Here is an 18,609-nt window from a genome sequence, read left to right as displayed (position 1 = left end):
AAACATACCGCCTTAATGATACGGTTATATTATCCGTCGTCGATGAACTAGAAACACGATAAATATGTACACAGATGATAATTTCATGGTTGTAAATAAGTTACTCAATGGAAGCCAGTTATCAAAGCTGCATACATTTGAGATAGCCGCTCGCCACTGCTCTTTTGTTCTGGCTGCTGACGAATTAGCTATCACTGCCAGTGCGGTCAGCCATCGAATCAGTTCTCTGGAACAAGAGTTAGGATTCAAACTTTTCCAGCGTTTTCACAGAAAAATTGAATTAACTTGTGAAGGAAAGCGTTTATTTTGGACAATTAAATCAACGCTGGAACACCTAAATCAGGAAATTCTGGAAATAAAAAATCAGGAGTTATCGGGTAACCTGACTATTTACTCCCGCCCGACCTTTACCCAATGCTGGTTAGTGCCTAAATTAGCTGATTTTAATCAGCTATACCCATCCATTAACCTGAACATCTTAGTCGGTAATGAAAATGTGAATTTCCGCGGTTATGGTATCGATCTTGCGATCTATTTTGATGATATTATATCCAATGAATTATCACATCAATATCTGATGAGTGAGTATATTACCCCGGTCTGTAGCCCGCAGTATGCTGAAAAACATGATCTAATGGGAAATATTGACAATCTACGATACTGCACACTATTGCATGATAAACAAGCATGGAGTTACGACTCTGATACCAAAGAGTGGAATACTTGGGCAGAACACTTTGACATTACACTGGAGCCATCACAAAAGTGTATTGTCTTCGATCGTTCCGATTTAGCTGCCGTTGCTGCAATACACCATGCAGGTGTTGCAATGGGAAGAAAAAATATGATTTGGGAAAAAATTGAAAACAATGAATTAGTCGCCCCCTTTCCCAACACTGAAGTATTATGTAAACAATATTACTATACCTGTACCCTGCCTCAACAACAGAATGAGAAAGTCAATGCCTTTATCCAATGGCTAAAATCAACTATAGACGAATAAAAATATAGCCAACCATTAACGGATATAACAAACCTGCTCTATTTTAAGTGGCGACATGTTAGTCGCCACAGAATTTAGCAACGGATTCTACCGTACTTTCAATCCTATTATTTATACCCGTTATCTTTATCACTATTTCTGTCCTTAAAAAATCAGTAATAATGTAATTATTTGAAAATAACATCTAAATTTAATCAAAAAATATATACTCATGGTGTAAGTTATGATATTCATCACAACTGCTAGTAAGCAAATCGTTTAAATGCGTTATAAAGTCGTTTATTTTAGAAGTATATAGAGTGTAATGAAATGCAAAAATTGTTATTAAGCTGTGGAGTTATCTTTTCTGTATCTGCGATAACTTTACCTGCTCAAGCAGAACAACATACAGCTTCAATCGGATACGCCTACGTGAAACCACAAGATGTAAGTGCACTAAATGGTGCAACATTGAGTTATCGATATGAACTTGATGATCAATGGGGGCTATTATCATCATTTACCTTTGCTAAAGGAGATGAAAAAGAGACAAAATATTACACAGGGGAGGACTTGAAGTACTATTCTGTAATGATTGGCCCAACCTATAGAATTAATGACTACATTAGTTTATATGGGCAACTCGGGCTATCCAGAATAAATGATAAATCTACTGCCCACTATAGTGGTGGATATATCGAGAAGGAATCAACAAGCAAAAACACTTTAGGTTGGGGAGCGGGCTTTATTATCAACCCAACAACCAATACCTCAATTACTGCCGGTTATGAAGGTAGCCGTTTTAGTATTAAAGACGGAAACGAGAAAGATCATTTATCTACTAACGGTTTTAATATAACTGTCGGCTATCGTTTCTAACTTTACCCAATGGATTTCAAGATGGATCGCGACGGCAAGGGAGTGAATCCCCGGGAGCATAGATAACGATGTGACCGGGGTGAGCGAGTGCAGCCAACAAAGGAGGCAACTTGAAAGATAACGGATATAATCAATGAGCAATGTATCATCACCAAGGTTGAATATTTTATTCGATTGACAACCTTGGTGATTTGTCTAAATATTAAATCGCCATAACTATTTATAATAAATCCATTGAATATTATCATAAAAAATTGAATAGATGAAAGAAAAATAATTTCCAAACGTTGAATATATATTATTCAAATATATTTTTATTTACAATACTTTTGATTTTTTATTTCCATCAACAATATAAAAACAGTTAATCTTCTGATCTAATAAAAACATATCATTATTCTTTATCTGAACTAGACTATGGTTGATACAAATGACAAGAAATCATTTATACAACAATTTAATATATTTATACCCTAAAGATTTCAAGATGCATCGCGACGGCAAGGAAGTGAACCCCCGGGAGCATAGATAACGATGTGACCGGGGTGAACGAGTGCAGCCAACAAAGAGGCAACTTGAAAGATAACGAGTATATTATAAATCAACATTATTTAAGGAATATATATGAGCCAGAAAAATGATTTTAAGGCGTTTTCTATTGATAACAATGCTAATGTAGTGAGCCAAGAAAGATATGAAGAAAGTCTGAATTTGAATACCGGATTTCAACCAGATAATGTTCCCACTCACTTGTTAAATAAAGTATTACGCCAGTCTTCGACGATATCATCTGTGGTAGCTAATTTTATCGCAACACAATCTAACAATGATATTCTGGATGATGGAAATATAACTAAACTTACTACACAATTACATAAAGCATTAGAACAAAAAGTCACAACAGCAATACCAAATGCCTCATTAACCCAAAAAGGCGTTGTCCAGCTTACAAATGTTGTGGGTAATGATGATACATTAGCTGTTACGCAAAAATTTGCTCAGAATATCATAAATTCATTGAATGAAAATATTAATGGTAAAGTACCCAATACTCGTAAAGTCAATGGGAAGGTGTTATCCAGCGATATTAACCTAACTGCCGGGGATGTAGGAAGTTACGATAAATCAGAATCAGACGAGAAATACCAACCACGTGGTAATTATGGTAGTAGAAACACGGCTTCTTTAAGAACTACAAATGGTTGGTGGCGGTGTGGTGATACTGGGCTAATTTATCAATGGGGACAATCTCCTGAGGAAATTGATGAAACATCTAATATTTATTATTTCCCTATTGTATTTCCCTCTACTTGTGCTATCGGAGTAGCAACACCCGATCATCATAAGATAGAAGCTGGTGTCATTTCCGCATATTTTAAAATTATGGATAATGCGAGATTTAAATTAACTCTTGATCAAGCTTCAAATGATCAATCAGCTAAAGTTTTTTGGTTTGCTATTGGATGGTAAGGAAATAGATGTGTACTAGCTCAAGACTGAATTACAAAATTGAAAGTTACCGATGATTTATACCCTAAAGATTTCAAGATGCATCGTGACGGCAAGGAAGTGAACCCCCGGGAGCATAGATAACGATGTGACCGGGGTGAGCGAATGCAGCCAACAAAGAGGCAACTTGAAAGATAACAGGTATATACAGACTTCAAATGCAAGAGCTATTACCTGTATGATATGACAAGAAACAACCACTGTAAGAGAAATTCAGAAGATATGTGTATTTATCACCAAATCATCTTAAGAGCATGCAAAGAATATTAAATCAGAGATTATGACATGAATAAGTTACATAGAAAAATAAGTTGTCAGTGAAATATTTACAACTCATTCATTTAATTGGTGGGTTGTCGGGGGCTCGAACCCCGGGCCAATTGATTAAGAGTCAACTGCTCTGCCGACTGAGCTAACAACCCAATATGGACAATTATTCCCCGATACAAAGCTGTCGTCAATATATTATGGCTATTTTTTTCTCGGCGGAGAATTCATACCCAATTCCAACAGCATTAACAAGTTAAATTGTAACCAATTTGTTTTTAAAGTGAGATCAGGCTGTTATTACTATAGTAATCTGTGTCACAATATTTTTTGCAAACATCATCATATATAAGGCCACTTAAAGAGCCGTAACAATTTACCTAAGAAAATATTGGACACTATTACTATGGCAGAAAATATACACACTTCGCTTTCCACTAAAACCGGGGAAACGCAGTTGCAACGCAATCTAAGCAACCGGCATATACAACTTATTGCTATTGGCGGTGCCATTGGCACGGGTCTGTTTATGGGATCAGGGAAAACAATCTCTCTCGCCGGACCATCGATCATATTCGTTTATATGATTATCGGTTTCATGCTGTTCTTCGTGATGCGCGCAATGGGAGAACTACTGCTTTCGAACCTGAATTATAAATCATTCAGTGATTTCTCCGCCGATTTGCTCGGTCCTTGGGCAGGTTTTTTCGTCGGCTGGACTTACTGGTTCTGTTGGGTCATTACCGGTATCGCCGATGTAGTCGCAATCACTTCCTATATCAGCTATTGGCAACCAGACTTTCCACAATGGATTACTTCCCTACTCTGTGTTTCACTACTGCTCTCCCTTAATTTGGCTACAGTGAAATTATTCGGGGAAATGGAATTCTGGTTCGCCATGATAAAGATCGTTGCCATTATCGCTTTAATCGCAACAGGTGCTGTTCTAATTGGCATGCATTTTCAATCTCCAGCCGGTCATACCGCTTCACTGGCAAATATATGGAATGATGGTGGATTCTTTCCCAAAGGGTTAAGCGGATTTTTTGCCGGATTTCAGATAGCTATATTTGCCTTTGTGGGCATTGAATTAGTCGGCACGGCAGCCGCAGAAACTAAAGATCCAATGAAATCGCTTCCCAGAGCTATTAATGCCATCCCGATTCGTATTATCACCTTCTACGTGCTGGCGCTGATAATTATTATGTCAGTCACACCGTGGCGTTCAATCATTGCAGACAAAAGCCCTTTTGTTGAGCTGTTTGTTCTAATCGGTTTACCCGCCGCCGCCAGTATCGTGAACTTTGTGGTATTAACCTCTGCCGCCTCTTCAGCCAACAGCGGAGTTTTCTCCACCAGCCGCATGCTATTTGGGTTAGCAAAAGAAGGTGATGCACCACAGCAATTCAGCCGCCTTTCACGCCGTTCTGTACCTGCATCGGGGTTAATCTTCACCTGTTTATGTTTATCCTGTGGTGTGGTGCTGATTTATTTAATTCCTGATGTTATGCATGTATTTACCCTAGTAACTACCGTTTCAGCCATTCTGTTTATGTTTATTTGGAGCATGATCCTATGCTCATATTTGGTTTACCGAAAACGTCGCCCGGCATTACATAAGGCTTCAACCTATAAAATGCCATTGGGTATTATCATGTCATGGGTCTGTCTGACATTTTTTGCATTTGTTCTGATCTTACTCACTTTACGGGATGATACCCGCCAGGCATTAATCATCACGCCTGTTTGGTTTCTGATCTTAATTATCGGTTTTCAAATTGTAAAAAAACGTAGAACACGTTTGTACAGCTAACTTATTCAAATCTTTAATATCTATATGACCTGTTGGAATAATACTCCACAGGTCTTTTTTATTGCTGCAAGCTGAAAAATTACCACTACACTTAACTCCATCGGTTAAGAAAATCTTCCTTACAAAAGCATTAGGCAATTTTCATAACGTGAGCATTTCACCTCATTCCATCAATAATATTTACCCAATGGATTTCAAGATGGATCGCGACGGCAAGGGAGCGAATCCCCGGGAGCATAGATAACGATGTGACCGGGGTGAGTGAGTGCAGCCAACAAAGAAGCAACTTGAAAGATGAAGGGTATTGATGAATTTAAATAACAGGCTGCTATTATTGTAAACTTCGCAGCCACTTTTTAACCTTGTAGGAGAAAGTAATATGACAAAAATTCTTGTGCTTTATTATTCCATGTACGGTCATATTGAAGCGCTGGCATCCGCAGTGGCAGAAGGCGCTAAAAAAGTCGCTGACGTAGAAGTCACGATTAAACGCGTACCAGAAACCATTCCACCAGAAGCATTTACCAAAGCAGGTGGTAAAGTAGATCAATCTGCTCCGGTTGCATCCGTACAAGAGCTGGTTGATTATGATGCCATAATTATCGGCACCCCAACCCGCTTTGGTAATATGGCCGGCCAAATGAGAAACTTTCTAGATCAGACCGGTGGCCTGTGGGCCGAAGGTAAACTGTACGGCAAAGTCGCTAGCGTCTTCACTTCCACAGGCGTTGGTGGTGGTCAGGAGATGACGATTACTTCAACCTGGACAACGCTCGCTCACCACGGCTTTATTATTGTACCAATTGGTTACGGTATTCCTGAAATTGGCGATATTTCTCAGATGCAGGGAGGAACCCCCTACGGCGCCAGTACTATTGCTGACGGTGATGGTTCACGCATCCCCAACGAAAATGAATTGAAGATCGCCCGTTATCAAGGTGAGCATGTAGCAAAGATCGCTAAAAAACTGAAAGATTAACATGATACCAAGGCGAAGAGACTGAGCTAACGCGCCAGACGCTGGAGATAAGTTTTACTAATGCGATGCATAAACCCACTTTCCGGATCGGTTGTGCTCACCTTCGTCTTTTTCTTCCATCCCTTTAAAGAAATCTGGTGCACTATTCTTATCAACACCATGAATAACAAAAACATTTTTGGCGCTACTGCGCCAGAGGTCATCACCAGTCAGATTGATGTGCTCCCATCCCAGCGGGGACAGGCATTGTAACAGTTCGACATCAATAGCCTGACCGTGTTCACGTAAAAAGGCTGAACCGAAAAATGATGAGCCATTCCAAATGCACGATAAGGTCATAGGGACTTTTATTGAACACGAATATTACATTTGATAGGCAATCTAACTTTTAAATACATAACCATATTATTAAACTTTTTTATTTTAATTTTATTAAAGTCAAATTTCAGTTCATAAGTATTTTCTTTAAATAAATAAAATAATAAACTAAACTAAATTTTTAGATTAAAATATTTACTTTTGTCATTAAAGTCCATGTAAGCAAACATATTTTAATTGTAATTAAATAAAAAGGTTTTCATAACATTAAATATATAGTTAAATTTAATTTAATAAATCACCATAACTAATGGATAACAATATGTTATTAAATCAATCTTTAGAAGAAAATAAATTACCTAACTCAGAAGTTCCCGCTGCCACTTTAAATATATTAACCGGCCAAGTGCAAGGAGCAGCCCGTTCAGCGGGAATCTTTACTAAAGAAGACCTCATTAATATCAAATTATATGTTAAAAATGGCTTGGAACTTCCTTTTACTTTGCCGACGGTAAAGGAATATATTCATTACAATGATACTAATATTGAGGGTTTGAAACCTGAAAATATTAAGACTTTATTTGAAGAAATTCATAACCATGCGCTTAGCTGGAGTAAGGTAGAAGATAAAGTCCAACAGCAGAGTATCGATCTGGAAAATGCAGGAAAACAAATTACCCAAAAGGGAGAGTCAATAATCAAAATCATTGAAAAAATGCCGATTACAGACAGTATAGAAACATTAAAAAACACATACAATAATCGCAAACCAACCAATGAGCAATTATTCAAAATAACTTATACCGATGTTGATAAAAAAGTAGCAGTCGGATTGAAAAGTATCCTAGAAAGCATGGAGAAAGATGTAAAAGGATATAGGGAGAATAGCCAGCAAGTTAAAGATGCAATAACCGACTTTAAAATCACACTGTTTGGTGGAACTTTATCAGATGGCAAAACAGCTGATGGATTACTGCCACAGGTTGATACCAAGAAAAAACTGATGGATGATAATAATCTTTCTACAACTGTCAAAGAGCTGCAAGATGAGATCAATGAGAAAAAAAGAGATATTGAGCAACTCCAAAAAGACTATGATCAATATGTTAAATTGTCATTGTCTGGCGCGATTAGTGTTATTGGCGTGGTGATTACCGGTAGTATTTTTGGTCCTAAAGCAGAAAATGCGCGTAAACAGAAAAATGAATTGATTGAGAAAGTCAAAGAGTTACAAGAGCAAATTAAAGGTGCAAGCGCATTACAAACGGCACTCCAAAATTTATCCTTACACTTCCTTAATATTCGTTCCTGTATGCAAGATGCAGAAGTTGCCCTAAAACACTTGGATGTCATGTGGAGTACAATGCTAGAGCAAATTAATCTCTCCAAAAAGTCGTTTGCTGAAATTGATAATGCATCGATGCTTTTAATGTTTGAGGAAACATTTAAACAAGCTATTAGCCCCTGGAAAGAAGTTCAAGGTTCTGCTGAAAAATTGGTTAAAATTTTTGATGAAGCATTGGCGGAATATAAAAAACGTTCTAAATAATTTCTTAAATTAATTTATAAAGTAAAAAAGGAATATTAAAAAGTGTCTGAAAGCATCATCTCACAAAAAGAAATCCAGTATCCAAAAGTTAATATCAAATCCTTGGATGAGACTGTAAATAAAATTTGGCTTTTGGCAAAACAACAAACATCTGGTATTACAGCTATTGCAGAGAAAGCCGAGCGAGTCAGCTCCTATAGCCGTGAACTCAGTGAATTGGTAAGTGAATCTTTATCAAAATTACCACCAATATTAAGTCAATTTTTAGCAGGAGATATTTTCCAATCAATCCGTAAAATTGATAAAGCCCTGGAAGCCCATGATTTGAGTGATGAGAAGCGCAGTGACATACTAAAAGCACGCGATCAATTTATTCAGAAATTATCAAAAGATATTGACAATGTGATTGCTAATTTCGATGATAGAATCAACAAACTGACTGGAAAAATTAATGATATTAACGATATAGTGATTGCAGGGCATTTTGAAGATGTGTTGGCAAAAACAAAAAAACAAAAGGCAGAATTGCAGAGTGATATTGAACAGAAAACCAAAGAAAGAAAAAAGTTAGATGCCGAACGGGATAAAATTATCGAAAGTCAGGATGTTATTCGCGCAAAAAATATTGCGGATATGTTTAAAGATTATCTCCCAAATACCAATGACATCGATGGCCTGAATTTCGCTCAACCTGAAAAAGAAATTATTAAACAAAGTATTGAGATAGTAAAAAAAGTATTGGGCAAAATTTCTGAAGGATTGAAGTACATCGATTTGGAAAATGCCAGAATGAAGCTCACTGAACAAATTGATCATACCATGCAAGAATCCAAGGCACTAAAAACGACATTAGAGGAAACAGAGCTGAGGCTTTCCGGTTTAAAAGATGTGATGCAAATCGATACAGAACGCACCACTATGCTTAACGAGGTAGGTAAACTAGAAAAAGCATGGCGTTTATTCTCCAGTCAATTACACGAATTATCAGATAAGAATATTAATCAGGACTATCTAACCAATCTGATAAACGGACAATTAAATTTCTTGGATAATTTGGTAATATCAATATAATATGTTGAAATAGAAATAAATATATTGGTAACGTCAACTTCGTTTAAGAATAGCGATATCAGAATCCCGTAAATTCAAGCTCGGTTTTTTAGGTTGGAATGTATAAGCGATTAGGCCTGCAGCGACTTCCAATAAAAAACCGAGCTGACTACGGTGCCTTGAATGCTCATCTAAGAAATATTTTTATGAAATAAAATGAGGAACATCATGATTTCATTGAGAGAAAGGGAAGCTTCGCGATGACATTTGAGTAATCCATTTTCAATTAAATGCTAATCACTTAAACCCATTCAGTCACGCAAAAACGACATATCACGATCTTTATCGAATTCAAATATCCAAACACTTTACTCTTGAATTGAATATGCCTTTCGAAAAAAACTATTATTTTTTCAATATAAAGTTGTTTATTCATGCTTATATTCTTATTATTGAAATTGATATCATTACATTGTCAATATACATATTAAAAGAGTAACCAAGTAAACAATTTGCTTTTTAACAATTCACTTTTTAATATTAACGCAAAAACATCACCATTTAATAAGACCTTAACTTAAATCACATAAATATAATAATTTTCGATCTAATATCCCTCCAAATAAATGATATCGATAATATCCAAATAAGAGGGCAGATCATGAAAGCATTAGTATTAGAAAAAGCAGGTCAGATTTCAATTCAAGACTGGGAAACCCCCGAAATATTGGGTGAAAATGATGTTGAAATAAAAATTCACTCGGTGGGGATTTGTGGCAGCGATGTGCATTATTATCAATACGGGCGTATTGGGCCATTTATTGTCGAAAAGCCGATGATCCTCGGGCACGAAGCATCAGGTGTCATCACCGCAGTAGGTAAAAATGTGACTCACTTAAAAATCGGCGATCGTGTCTGTATGGAACCTGGCATTCCTAATCTGCAATCACCACAATCACGGGCAGGTATTTATAACTTAGATCCAGAAGTGCGTTTCTGGGCGACGCCCCCTATTGATGGTTGCTTACGTGAAAGAGTTATTCATCCGGCAGCATTTACGTTCAAATTACCGGATAATGTCAGTTTTGCCGAAGGTGCAATGGTTGAACCATTAGCTATCGGTATGCAAGCCGCCACAAAAGCAGAAATTAAACCAGGAGATATCGCATTAGTTATTGGTGCTGGCACGATCGGAATTGTTACCGCACTTGCCGCATTAGCCGGTGGTTGTTCTGATGTCATTATTTGCGATGTGTTCGATGAAAAGCTAGAAATTGCAAAACAGTATCCAGGTCTTCACCCGGTTAATAGCAAAGTACTTACTGAGAAAGTGAATGCATTAACCGAGGGTAATGGCGTCAATATTCTCTTTGAATGTAGTGGCGCAAAACCGGTCATTGCCACTATTTCAGAGCACATTGCACCGGGAGGAATAGCTGTTCTAGTCGGTATGCCTATCGATCCGGCACCATTTGATGTTGTCTCTGCTCAAGCTAAAGAGATCACATTCAAAACTATTTTCCGCTACGCAAATATGTACCCTCGTACTATTCGTTTACTTAGCTCAGGTAAGCTCAAAGTAACCCCTCTATTATCCGCAACCTATAAATTTAAAGACAGCGTTCAGGCGTATGAACGAGCCGCGGAGGGTCGCCCGACAGATATCAAAATTATGTTGGAAATGGAGTAACACATGGCGCTCTATGCTGGTATCGATTGCGGTACACAAAGTACTAAAGTCATTATTGTCGATAGCCAAAAAACGCCTATTTTGGGTGAAGGCAGCTCGCCTCACCCAATAATTAGCGATTCAAACGGCCGTCGTGAACAACAGGTTCACTGGTGGACAGAGGCATTGGAAAGTGCCTTTTCTCAAGCGATTGAGCAAGCAGGAATTTCTGGTACAGAAATTGCCGCTCTTGCCGTATCAGGTCAACAGCACGGTTTTGTTCCTCTGGATGCAGAAGGTCATGTTTTAGCACCGGTAAAACTCTGGTGTGACACTGAAACTGCGGCCGAAAATCAGGAAATTATTGATGCACTTGGTGGTACCCAAGCCACTTTAGCACAACTCGGATTAATGCCGCAGACAGGTTATACCGCATCTAAAATTCTTTGGTTCAAAAAATACCGCCCCGAGTTATGGGAAAAACTGAACGCTGTTTTATTACCTCATGATTATCTCAATTATTGGCTAACAGGCAGGTTAGTTGCCGAATATGGTGATGCTTCAGGAACCGGATTACTGAATATTCGTAAACGCGAATGGGATAACCAAATTGCCCAATTTATTGATCCAGATGGTCGTCTTTGGAATGCACTGCCTGAACTGGTTTCTGCTGAGACCTGTATTGGCACAGTAAGACCTGAAATAGCAAGAAGATTAGGGCTTTCACCGACAACCAAAGTTGCATCTGGTGGGGGCGATAATATGATGGCTGCAATTGGAACGGGTAATATCATTCCGGGCATCACGACCATGAGTTTAGGCACCTCCGGTACTCTCTTCACTTACTCTGACAAACCGATTGTCGCTGATTCTGAAATGATCGCGGGTTTCTGTTCCTCTAATAATGGATGGCTACCATTGATTTGCACGATGAATGTGACTTCAGCGACAACCACCATTCAAAAGCTGTTTAATATGGATATTCAGACTTTTAATGACACATTGAACCAGAGCAAACCCGGTGCTAATGGTTTGATGATGCTACCGTTTTTTAATGGTGAACGTGTTCCACCACTCCCCCATGCCAAAGCGAGTCTCCATAACCTGAATACTAGCAATATGAATCAACAAAATTTCATTTTGGCTGCGGTTGAAAGTGCCACGTACGGACTACGTTTTGGCATTGAATTATTTCGCAAGCAAGGGATTGAAATTAATGAGATCCGTTTGACTGGTGGCGGCGCTCGCAGCAAAAAATGGCGGCAAATTGTGGCTGATGTCATGAATACGCCTGTTATTTGTGTCACTAACCAAGAAGCTGCCGCATTAGGTGCGGCTATTCAAGCTATGTGGTGTGATTCCTTGACAGAAGAGAAAGATAAACAAATGCAGCTCGCCCACTTTTGCCAACATTTTGTTCATCTTGATGAAGAGACCCGCACCATTCCAACTCCCGAAACGGCCGCATTATATGATGTGTTTTATCAAGATTATTTATCTCTGCTGACTACTGAATATCCAGAGGTGAAAATATGACGACATATTTTTCATGATGAAAAAACAAACCTCGCTATTTTAAACGAGGTTTGTTGGTTACCTTTATTCCAATTTACCTTATTTAGTCTTGTATTGCGCCTCAGCATCAACAAAACGCTGTTGCGCTGCGCTGCTCGGCGCTTTGCCCAACAGACTCACAATCACGATCGCAATCGAAGCCAAGATAAAGCCAGGAATAATTTCATACAACGCAAACCACTGGTATTTCATCCACACCAATACCGTGACGGCCCCTACCAACATCCCCACTAATGCGCCATTACGTGTCATACGTTTCCAGATAACAGAAATCAGTACAACCGGGCCGAATGCAGCACCAAATCCAGCCCATGCATTACTTACCAGAGCCAGTACTTTATTGTCGGGATTGGTTGCTATCACCATCGCGATGACCGCCACCAGCAGCACCATGAAACGCCCCACCCATACCAATTCTTTCTGGCTGGCAGATTTACGGATAAAGGGTTTATAAAGATCTTCCGTCAAAGCACTTGCACACACCAGCAACTGACAGCTTAAGGTACTCATCACCGCGGCCAGAATAGCAGAGAGTAAAATGCCCGCTATCCACGGATTAAACAGAATAACCGCCAATTCCATAAAGATACGCTCACGGTTGGCTATGACTGGGCCAGACAGTTCAGGATGCATTTCAAAATAAGCAATACCGAAGAAACCGACAGCAATAGTGCCTGCCAAACATAACACCATCCAGGTCATACTGATACGACGAGCCTTGCGGATAGTGTAATGGGAATCGGCCGCCATAAAACGCGCCAGAATATGTGGCTGACCAAAATAACCTAATCCCCAACCTAACAACGAGATAATGGCAATAAAGTTCAACTCTTTAAACATATCCATATAAGCCGGGCTTTTTGCTGCTATCAGCGCCAGAGAGGTATCAATGCCACCCACAGAGAAAATAACGATAACTGGGGTCAAGATAAGTGCAAAGATCATTAATGAAGCCTGAACCGTATCAGTCCAACTGACCGCCAAGAAGCCGCCAAGGAAAGTATAAGCAATCGTCGCTGCGGCACCGAGCCACATAGCTTTCTGATAACTGATACCAAACGTACTTTCAAATAACAATCCTCCGGCAACCACGCCAGAAGCACAATAGATAGTAAAGAAGATCAAAATAACCAACGCAGAAATAATACGTAGGATCTTGCTACTATCGTCAAAACGACTGGTGAAATAATCCGGCAATGTTAACGCATTATTATTGATTTCGGTCTGGATACGTAGCCTGCCTGCGACCAATTTCCAGTTCAGGTAAGCACCTAAAGCAAGACCAATGGCTATCCAGCTTTCTGAAATCCCCGCAAAATAGACTACCCCAGGTAAGCCCATTAATAACCAGCCACTCATATCCGAAGCACCGGCAGACAAAGCCGTTACCACGCTACCTAATCGCCTTCCTCCCAAGATATAGTCATCAAAATTTTTAGTTGAACGATAAGCCAAAAAACCTATCAACAACATTCCAGTAATGTAGACAATAAAGGTGATTAGCATTGGTGTATTTACTGTCATGCAAGTTCTCCATAGTGTTATCTGTGTTTTGCAAATCCGCAGTTCTCCCGGGTACACAGAGTTTTCCCTGTCAGGTTCAGGAACGTTGCACCTGATTGCACCTAAAAATGGTCCATAATTCTAAATTGAAATAATTATTTTTGTAACCAATTAGAAAGTTACAGTGAATCCTAGATTAGCATCAGGTAATTTAACAACTAATTAACGCCATTTTTTACAAAAAACGTTTACTGAATCACATTTATTTGCTTTAAAAATTATACTTTTTAACCATTTCAGGGTTATACCCTTATGTTAGCCACAAAATGTTAAACCAATGTGTCTCAATCAAATAAAGTCACAAGAATAAATATATCCACCTAATTATAATAACTAGATTAATTTCACAAAAATAAAACAAGCGATTCTCATAAGGTTGCACAAAGTTGCAACATGTCAGATATTATCATGCAATTTTAGATAAACCTTACCTATTAAGGAGCAAAGATGGGTAGTACAACAATGGGCGTGAAGCTTGATGAAGCAACGCGTGATCGCATTAAAGCTGCGGCACAACGGATTGACCGCACTCCACATTGGCTAATTAAACAAGCTATTTTTAATTATCTTGAACGTCTTGAAAATGATGAACAGATCGCTGAACTCTCGTCCAATCAAGATGTTAAAGAGGAGAAGATAATCGCAGAAGAAACGGTAACAGATTCTGCTCATCAACCTTTCCTCGACTTCGCTGAGCATATCCTGCCTCAATCAGTAAAACGTTCCGCAATTACTGCGGCCTATCGCCTGCCAGAAACACAAGCCATTCCCATGCTGTTACAACAGGCACAATTGCCGGAAGATCAGGCACAAGCAACTCATAAGCTGGCTTACAGCATTGCAGAAAAATTACGTAACCAGAAAAACAGCATGGGTCGTTCAGGTCTGGTTCAAGGGTTATTGCAAGAATTCTCGCTTTCATCTCAGGAAGGCGTTGCACTAATGTGTCTTGCGGAAGCTTTACTCCGTATCCCTGATAAAGCCACTCGCGACGCGCTGATCCGCGACAAAATCAGTAACGGCAATTGGCATTCCCATCTGGGCCAAAGTTCATCCATGTTTGTCAATGCAGCAACCTGGGGGCTGCTGTTTACCGGCAAACTGGTTTCTACCCATAACGAAGCTAAACTTTCCAATTCACTGAATCGCATTATCAGTAAGAGTGGCGAACCATTAGTGCGTAAAGGCGTAGATATGGCAATGCGCCTGATGGGTGAACAGTTTGTGACCGGAGAAACCATCGCTCAAGCGCTGGCAAGTGCACGTAAGCTGGAAGAAAAAGGGTTCCGTTACTCCTACGACATGCTAGGTGAAGCCGCTTTAACTGAGGAAGATGCTCAGAATTATATGGTTTCCTACCAACAAGCAATTCATGCTATCGGGAAAGCATCCAACGGCCGCGGCATTTATGAAGGGCCCGGAATTTCCATTAAGCTTTCTGCCCTGCACCCGCGTTATAGCCGTGCTCAATATGAACGCGTCATGAATGAGCTATATCCACGCCTGCTTTCCCTGACATTACAAGCACGCCAATATGATGTTGGTATCAATATTGATGCCGAAGAAGCAGATCGTCTGGAAATTTCTCTCGATCTGTTGGAAAAGCTCTGTTTTGAACCGCAACTGGCTGGCTGGAATGGCATTGGTTTCGTTATTCAAGCTTATCAGAAGCGCTGCCCCTTTGTTATCGATACAGTTATTGACTTAGCACAGCGCAGCCGCCGCCGACTGATGGTGCGACTGGTAAAAGGCGCTTACTGGGATAGCGAAATTAAACGTGCTCAAATCGACGGGCTGGAAGGTTATCCCGTTTACACCCGCAAAGTTTATACTGACGTTTCTTATCTGGCTTGTGCCCGCAAACTATTGTCAGTACCTAATCTGATTTATCCTCAGTTTGCTACCCATAACGCCCATACTTTAGCTGCTGTTTATCATATGGCGGGCCAAAACTATTATCCTGGCCAATATGAATTTCAGTGTTTGCATGGCATGGGAGAACCATTGTATGAACAAGTGGTCGGGAAAATCGCTGATGGTAAATTAAACCGCCCATGCCGTATTTATGCACCAGTAGGCACTCACGAAACACTGTTGGCTTATCTGGTCCGTCGTCTGTTGGAGAACGGCGCTAACACCTCTTTTGTCAACCGTATCGCCGATACCACATTACCACTGGATGAACTGGTTGCCGATCCAGTGACAAAGGTCAAGAAGCTGGCCGAAACCGACGGCCAAATCGGTCTTCCACATCCTAAAATCCCTCTGCCTCACAATTTGTATGGCAAAGATCGCGCAAACTCAGCCGGTTTGGATCTTGCCAACGAACATCGCCTGGCTTCTCTTTCCAGTGCACTATTAAGTTCTGCTACCGAAGAGCAGTATAGCGAGCCGCGACTGGGCGGCAATTATCACCATCAAGGTGAGTTACCGGCCGCCAAACCAGTTATTAACCCGGCAACCCCTTCGGATATTGTCGGCTATGTTCGTGAAGCAACTGAACAGGAAGTCAGTCATGCGTTGGATGTCGCAACAGAAGCTGGCGCAATCTGGTTTGCAACACCACCATCAGAACGGGCTGCCATTCTGGTTCGTGCGGCGGAATTGATGGAAAACCAGATGCAGCCGTTATTAGGCATTTTGGTTCGGGAAGCCGGCAAAACCTTTAATAATGCGATTGCTGAAGTACGTGAAGCGGTCGATTTCCTCCATTATTACGCGGGACAGATTCGCCATGATTTCGCTAACGATACTCATCGCCCACTGGGGCCGGTTGTCTGTATCAGCCCGTGGAATTTCCCATTAGCCATTTTTACCGGGCAGATAGCGGCTGCATTGGCTGCCGGTAACAGCGTATTAGCAAAACCTGCGGAACAGACCCCATTAATTGCGGCAACAGCGGTCAAAATACTGCATCAAGCAGGTATTCCCCTTGATGCATTGCAATTATTACCCGGCCAAGGTGAAACCATCGGTGCTCTTCTGGTGGGTGATGAGAGAGTGCGAGGTGTGATGTTTACTGGCTCCACTCAAGTGGCGAGTCTATTACAACGTAACATTGCCGGACGACTTGATGCACAAGGGCGACCAACCCCTCTGGTTGCCGAAACCGGTGGCCTAAATGCCATGATTGTCGACTCTTCCGCGCTGACAGAACAAGTTGTTATGGATGTGGTCGCTTCTGCTTTTGACAGTGCAGGTCAACGTTGTTCTGCCTTGCGTATCCTTTGCATTCAAGATGATGTGGCAGAACGCACCATGACTATGTTGAAAGGTGCCATGTCTGAATGCCGGATGGGTAATCCTGAACGCCTGTCTACCGATATCGGCCCGGTCATTGATGCGGAAGCCAAAGCCGGCATTGATCGCCATATTCAAGCAATGCGTACCAAAGGGCGCACGATTTATCAGGCAGCACAAGATAATGTGGTCGACAATCAAGAGTGGGATCAAGGCACTTTCGTTAAACCGACACTGATTGAACTGGAAAGCTTTGATGAATTGAAACAGGAGATTTTCGGCCCGGTTCTGCATGTTGTCCGTTTTAAACGTCATGAACTGGATAAATTACTGGATCAGATTAATAACTCTAACTATGGTTTGACCCTTGGTGTCCATACCCGTATTGATGAAACAATTGCACAAGTTACCGCTAAAGCGAAAGTCGGCAATCTGTATGTTAACCGCAACATGGTAGGCGCTGTTGTTGGCGTGCAACCATTCGGTGGTGAAGGCTTGTCCGGTACCGGACCAAAAGCCGGCGGCCCACTCTATCTGTATCGTCTGCTCTCTTGCCGTCCTCAAAATGCGATCAACCAAACGTTGGAACGTCAGGATGCGGAATATCCACTGGATGCTAATGTTCGTTCAGCGCTAATGGCTCCCTTTGATGCGCTGACAGAATGGGCAGCCAATCAGCACAACGAAGAGCTAAATCAGTTAGTTCAACAATATAAATTGCTGGCACAAGGTGGTACCACCCGTCTGTTGCCGGGGCCGACCGGCGAACGTAATACTTACACCCTATTACCTCGTGGTCAGGTGCTGTGTCTGGCGGATAATCAACAAGATACATTGATCCAACTGGCAGCAACACTGTCTGTAGGCTGTCAGTTGCTATGGCAAAATGATGAATTACATCAGCAACTGTTTCGTCAATTGCCAGATAGCGTCCGTAAATCAATCCATTTGGTTCAGGACTGGCAGAGTGAAGATACGGCATTCGAAGCGGTTATTTACCACGGCGACTCTGATCAACTGCGTCAAGTTTGCGGACAAGTCGCTCAACGTAAAGGCATTATCATTTCCGTACAAGGTTTTGCCCGTGGAGAAACTAATCTGCTGTTAGAACGTCTGCTACATGAACGTTCACTGAGCATTAACACCGCGGCAGCGGGGGGTAATGCCAGCCTGATGACTATCGGTTAATTTCGGCTGTAGCTAAGGGGAACACATC

At 40.7% G+C, this 18,609-nt stretch carries 11 protein-coding genes, 1 tRNA gene and 3 pseudogenes; 11 read left to right on the top strand and 4 right to left on the bottom strand.

All coding sequences use genetic code 11. The annotated features are described in order from the left end of the window. Window positions 1–64 precede the first annotated feature (64 nt). The 3 genes from dsdC (at window position 65) to PluTT01m_RS10165 (ending at window position 3,331) form a co-directional block, all read left to right on the top strand. Window positions 65–1,003, top strand: a complete 939-nt coding sequence (gene dsdC / locus PluTT01m_RS10175) for a DNA-binding transcriptional regulator DsdC (RefSeq protein ID WP_011146229.1) — start codon at window positions 65–67, stop codon at window positions 1,001–1,003. A 309-nt stretch (window positions 1,004–1,312) separates the two neighbouring features. Then, window positions 1,313–1,861 (top strand): Ail/Lom family outer membrane beta-barrel protein, encoded by a 549-nt coding sequence (locus PluTT01m_RS10170; RefSeq protein WP_011146228.1) that lies wholly within the window; start codon window positions 1,313–1,315, stop codon window positions 1,859–1,861. A gap of 624 nt (window positions 1,862–2,485) precedes the next feature. Further along, the gene (locus PluTT01m_RS10165) at window positions 2,486–3,331 is read left to right on the top strand and encodes a gp53-like domain-containing protein (protein ID WP_011146227.1); all 846 of its coding nucleotides are present in this window, start codon (window positions 2,486–2,488) and stop codon (window positions 3,329–3,331) included. 385 nt (window positions 3,332–3,716) lie between these two features. Here the strand turns inward: PluTT01m_RS10165 and PluTT01m_RS10160 are convergent. Then, window positions 3,717–3,792, bottom strand: a tRNA-Lys gene (locus PluTT01m_RS10160). Between the two features lie 251 nt (window positions 3,793–4,043). Here PluTT01m_RS10160 and cycA point away from each other — a divergent pair. Together cycA and wrbA are read left to right on the top strand one after the other, a co-directional pair. Further along, entirely contained in the window at window positions 4,044–5,450 is a 1,407-nt protein-coding gene (cycA, locus tag PluTT01m_RS10155) for a D-serine/D-alanine/glycine transporter (protein WP_011146226.1), read from the top strand. Window positions 5,451–5,829: 379 nt separating this feature from the next. Beyond that, window positions 5,830–6,429, top strand: coding sequence for an NAD(P)H:quinone oxidoreductase (gene wrbA, locus PluTT01m_RS10145; protein WP_011146225.1), 600 nt, complete (start codon window positions 5,830–5,832; stop codon window positions 6,427–6,429). Window positions 6,430–6,606: 177 nt separating this feature from the next. Here wrbA and PluTT01m_RS10140 read toward each other — a convergent pair. Further along, window positions 6,607–6,717 (bottom strand): annotated as a pseudogene (locus PluTT01m_RS10140) (Tn3 family transposase); the annotation flags it as partial. On the opposite strand from PluTT01m_RS10140, the pseudogene PluTT01m_RS28240 reads away from it, so the two are divergent. The 3 genes and pseudogenes from PluTT01m_RS28240 to PluTT01m_RS10130 form a co-directional block, all read left to right on the top strand. Next, window positions 6,705–6,802, top strand: a pseudogene (locus PluTT01m_RS28240) (IS1 family transposase); the annotation flags it as partial. The pseudogenes PluTT01m_RS10140 and PluTT01m_RS28240 sit on opposite strands and share 13 nt — an antisense overlap. A 267-nt stretch (window positions 6,803–7,069) precedes the next feature. Then, window positions 7,070–8,296, top strand: coding sequence for an alpha-xenorhabdolysin family binary toxin subunit A (locus PluTT01m_RS10135; RefSeq protein ID WP_109791498.1), 1,227 nt, complete (start codon window positions 7,070–7,072; stop codon window positions 8,294–8,296). 42 nt (window positions 8,297–8,338) lie between these two features. Further along, on the top strand, window positions 8,339–9,367 hold the full coding sequence (locus PluTT01m_RS10130; RefSeq protein WP_011146223.1) for an alpha-xenorhabdolysin family binary toxin subunit B: 1,029 nt from the start codon (window positions 8,339–8,341) through the stop codon (window positions 9,365–9,367). 33 nt (window positions 9,368–9,400) lie between these two features. Here the strand turns inward: PluTT01m_RS10130 and PluTT01m_RS27480 are convergent. Then, window positions 9,401–9,535 (bottom strand): annotated as a pseudogene (locus tag PluTT01m_RS27480) (IS982 family transposase); the annotation flags it as partial. Window positions 9,536–10,007: 472 nt separating this feature from the next. Between PluTT01m_RS27480 and PluTT01m_RS10120 the strand changes: the two are divergent. Beyond that, window positions 10,008–11,036, top strand: a complete 1,029-nt coding sequence (locus PluTT01m_RS10120) for an NAD(P)-dependent alcohol dehydrogenase (protein ID WP_011146222.1) — start codon at window positions 10,008–10,010, stop codon at window positions 11,034–11,036. 3 nt (window positions 11,037–11,039) lie between these two features. Continuing rightward, window positions 11,040–12,551 (top strand): xylulokinase, encoded by a 1,512-nt coding sequence (gene xylB, locus PluTT01m_RS10115; protein WP_011146221.1) that lies wholly within the window; start codon window positions 11,040–11,042, stop codon window positions 12,549–12,551. Window positions 12,552–12,629: 78 nt separating this feature from the next. Here the strand turns inward: xylB and putP are convergent, their stop codons facing one another. Continuing rightward, window positions 12,630–14,114, bottom strand: a complete 1,485-nt coding sequence (putP, locus tag PluTT01m_RS10110) for a sodium/proline symporter PutP (protein WP_011146220.1) — start codon at window positions 14,112–14,114, stop codon at window positions 12,630–12,632. Between the two features lie 486 nt (window positions 14,115–14,600). Here putP and putA point away from each other — a divergent pair, with 486 nt between their 5' ends. Beyond that, window positions 14,601–18,581 (top strand): trifunctional transcriptional regulator/proline dehydrogenase/L-glutamate gamma-semialdehyde dehydrogenase, encoded by a 3,981-nt coding sequence (putA, locus tag PluTT01m_RS10105; protein WP_011146219.1) that lies wholly within the window; start codon window positions 14,601–14,603, stop codon window positions 18,579–18,581. Window positions 18,582–18,609 lie beyond the last annotated feature (28 nt).

This window comes from Photorhabdus laumondii subsp. laumondii (assembly GCF_003343245.1).
In the GTDB taxonomy this organism is placed as follows: domain Bacteria; phylum Pseudomonadota; class Gammaproteobacteria; order Enterobacterales; family Enterobacteriaceae; genus Photorhabdus; species Photorhabdus laumondii.
The sequence above is the reverse complement of the archived record's forward strand: the minus strand, read 5'-3'. Positions and strand labels throughout refer to the sequence as shown.

What these genes read in the sequence shown, in the direction of transcription:
- PluTT01m_RS10120 (WP_011146222.1), top strand. Translation starts at nt 10,008, where the DNA reads ATGAAAGCATTAGTATTAGAAAAAGCAGGTCAGATTTCAATTCAAGAC.
- PluTT01m_RS10170 (WP_011146228.1), top strand. Translation starts at nt 1,313, where the DNA reads ATGCAAAAATTGTTATTAAGCTGTGGAGTTATCTTTTCTGTATCTGCG.
- cycA (WP_011146226.1), top strand. Translation starts at nt 4,044, where the DNA reads ATGGCAGAAAATATACACACTTCGCTTTCCACTAAAACCGGGGAAACG.
- PluTT01m_RS10165 (WP_011146227.1), top strand. Translation starts at nt 2,486, where the DNA reads ATGAGCCAGAAAAATGATTTTAAGGCGTTTTCTATTGATAACAATGCT.
- PluTT01m_RS10135 (WP_109791498.1), top strand. Translation starts at nt 7,070, where the DNA reads ATGTTATTAAATCAATCTTTAGAAGAAAATAAATTACCTAACTCAGAA.
- xylB (WP_011146221.1), top strand. Translation starts at nt 11,040, where the DNA reads ATGGCGCTCTATGCTGGTATCGATTGCGGTACACAAAGTACTAAAGTC.
- putP (WP_011146220.1), bottom strand. Translation starts at nt 14,114, where the DNA reads ATGACAGTAAATACACCAATGCTAATCACCTTTATTGTCTACATTACT.
- dsdC (WP_011146229.1), top strand. Translation starts at nt 65, where the DNA reads ATGTACACAGATGATAATTTCATGGTTGTAAATAAGTTACTCAATGGA.
- wrbA (WP_011146225.1), top strand. Translation starts at nt 5,830, where the DNA reads ATGACAAAAATTCTTGTGCTTTATTATTCCATGTACGGTCATATTGAA.
- putA (WP_011146219.1), top strand. Translation starts at nt 14,601, where the DNA reads ATGGGTAGTACAACAATGGGCGTGAAGCTTGATGAAGCAACGCGTGAT.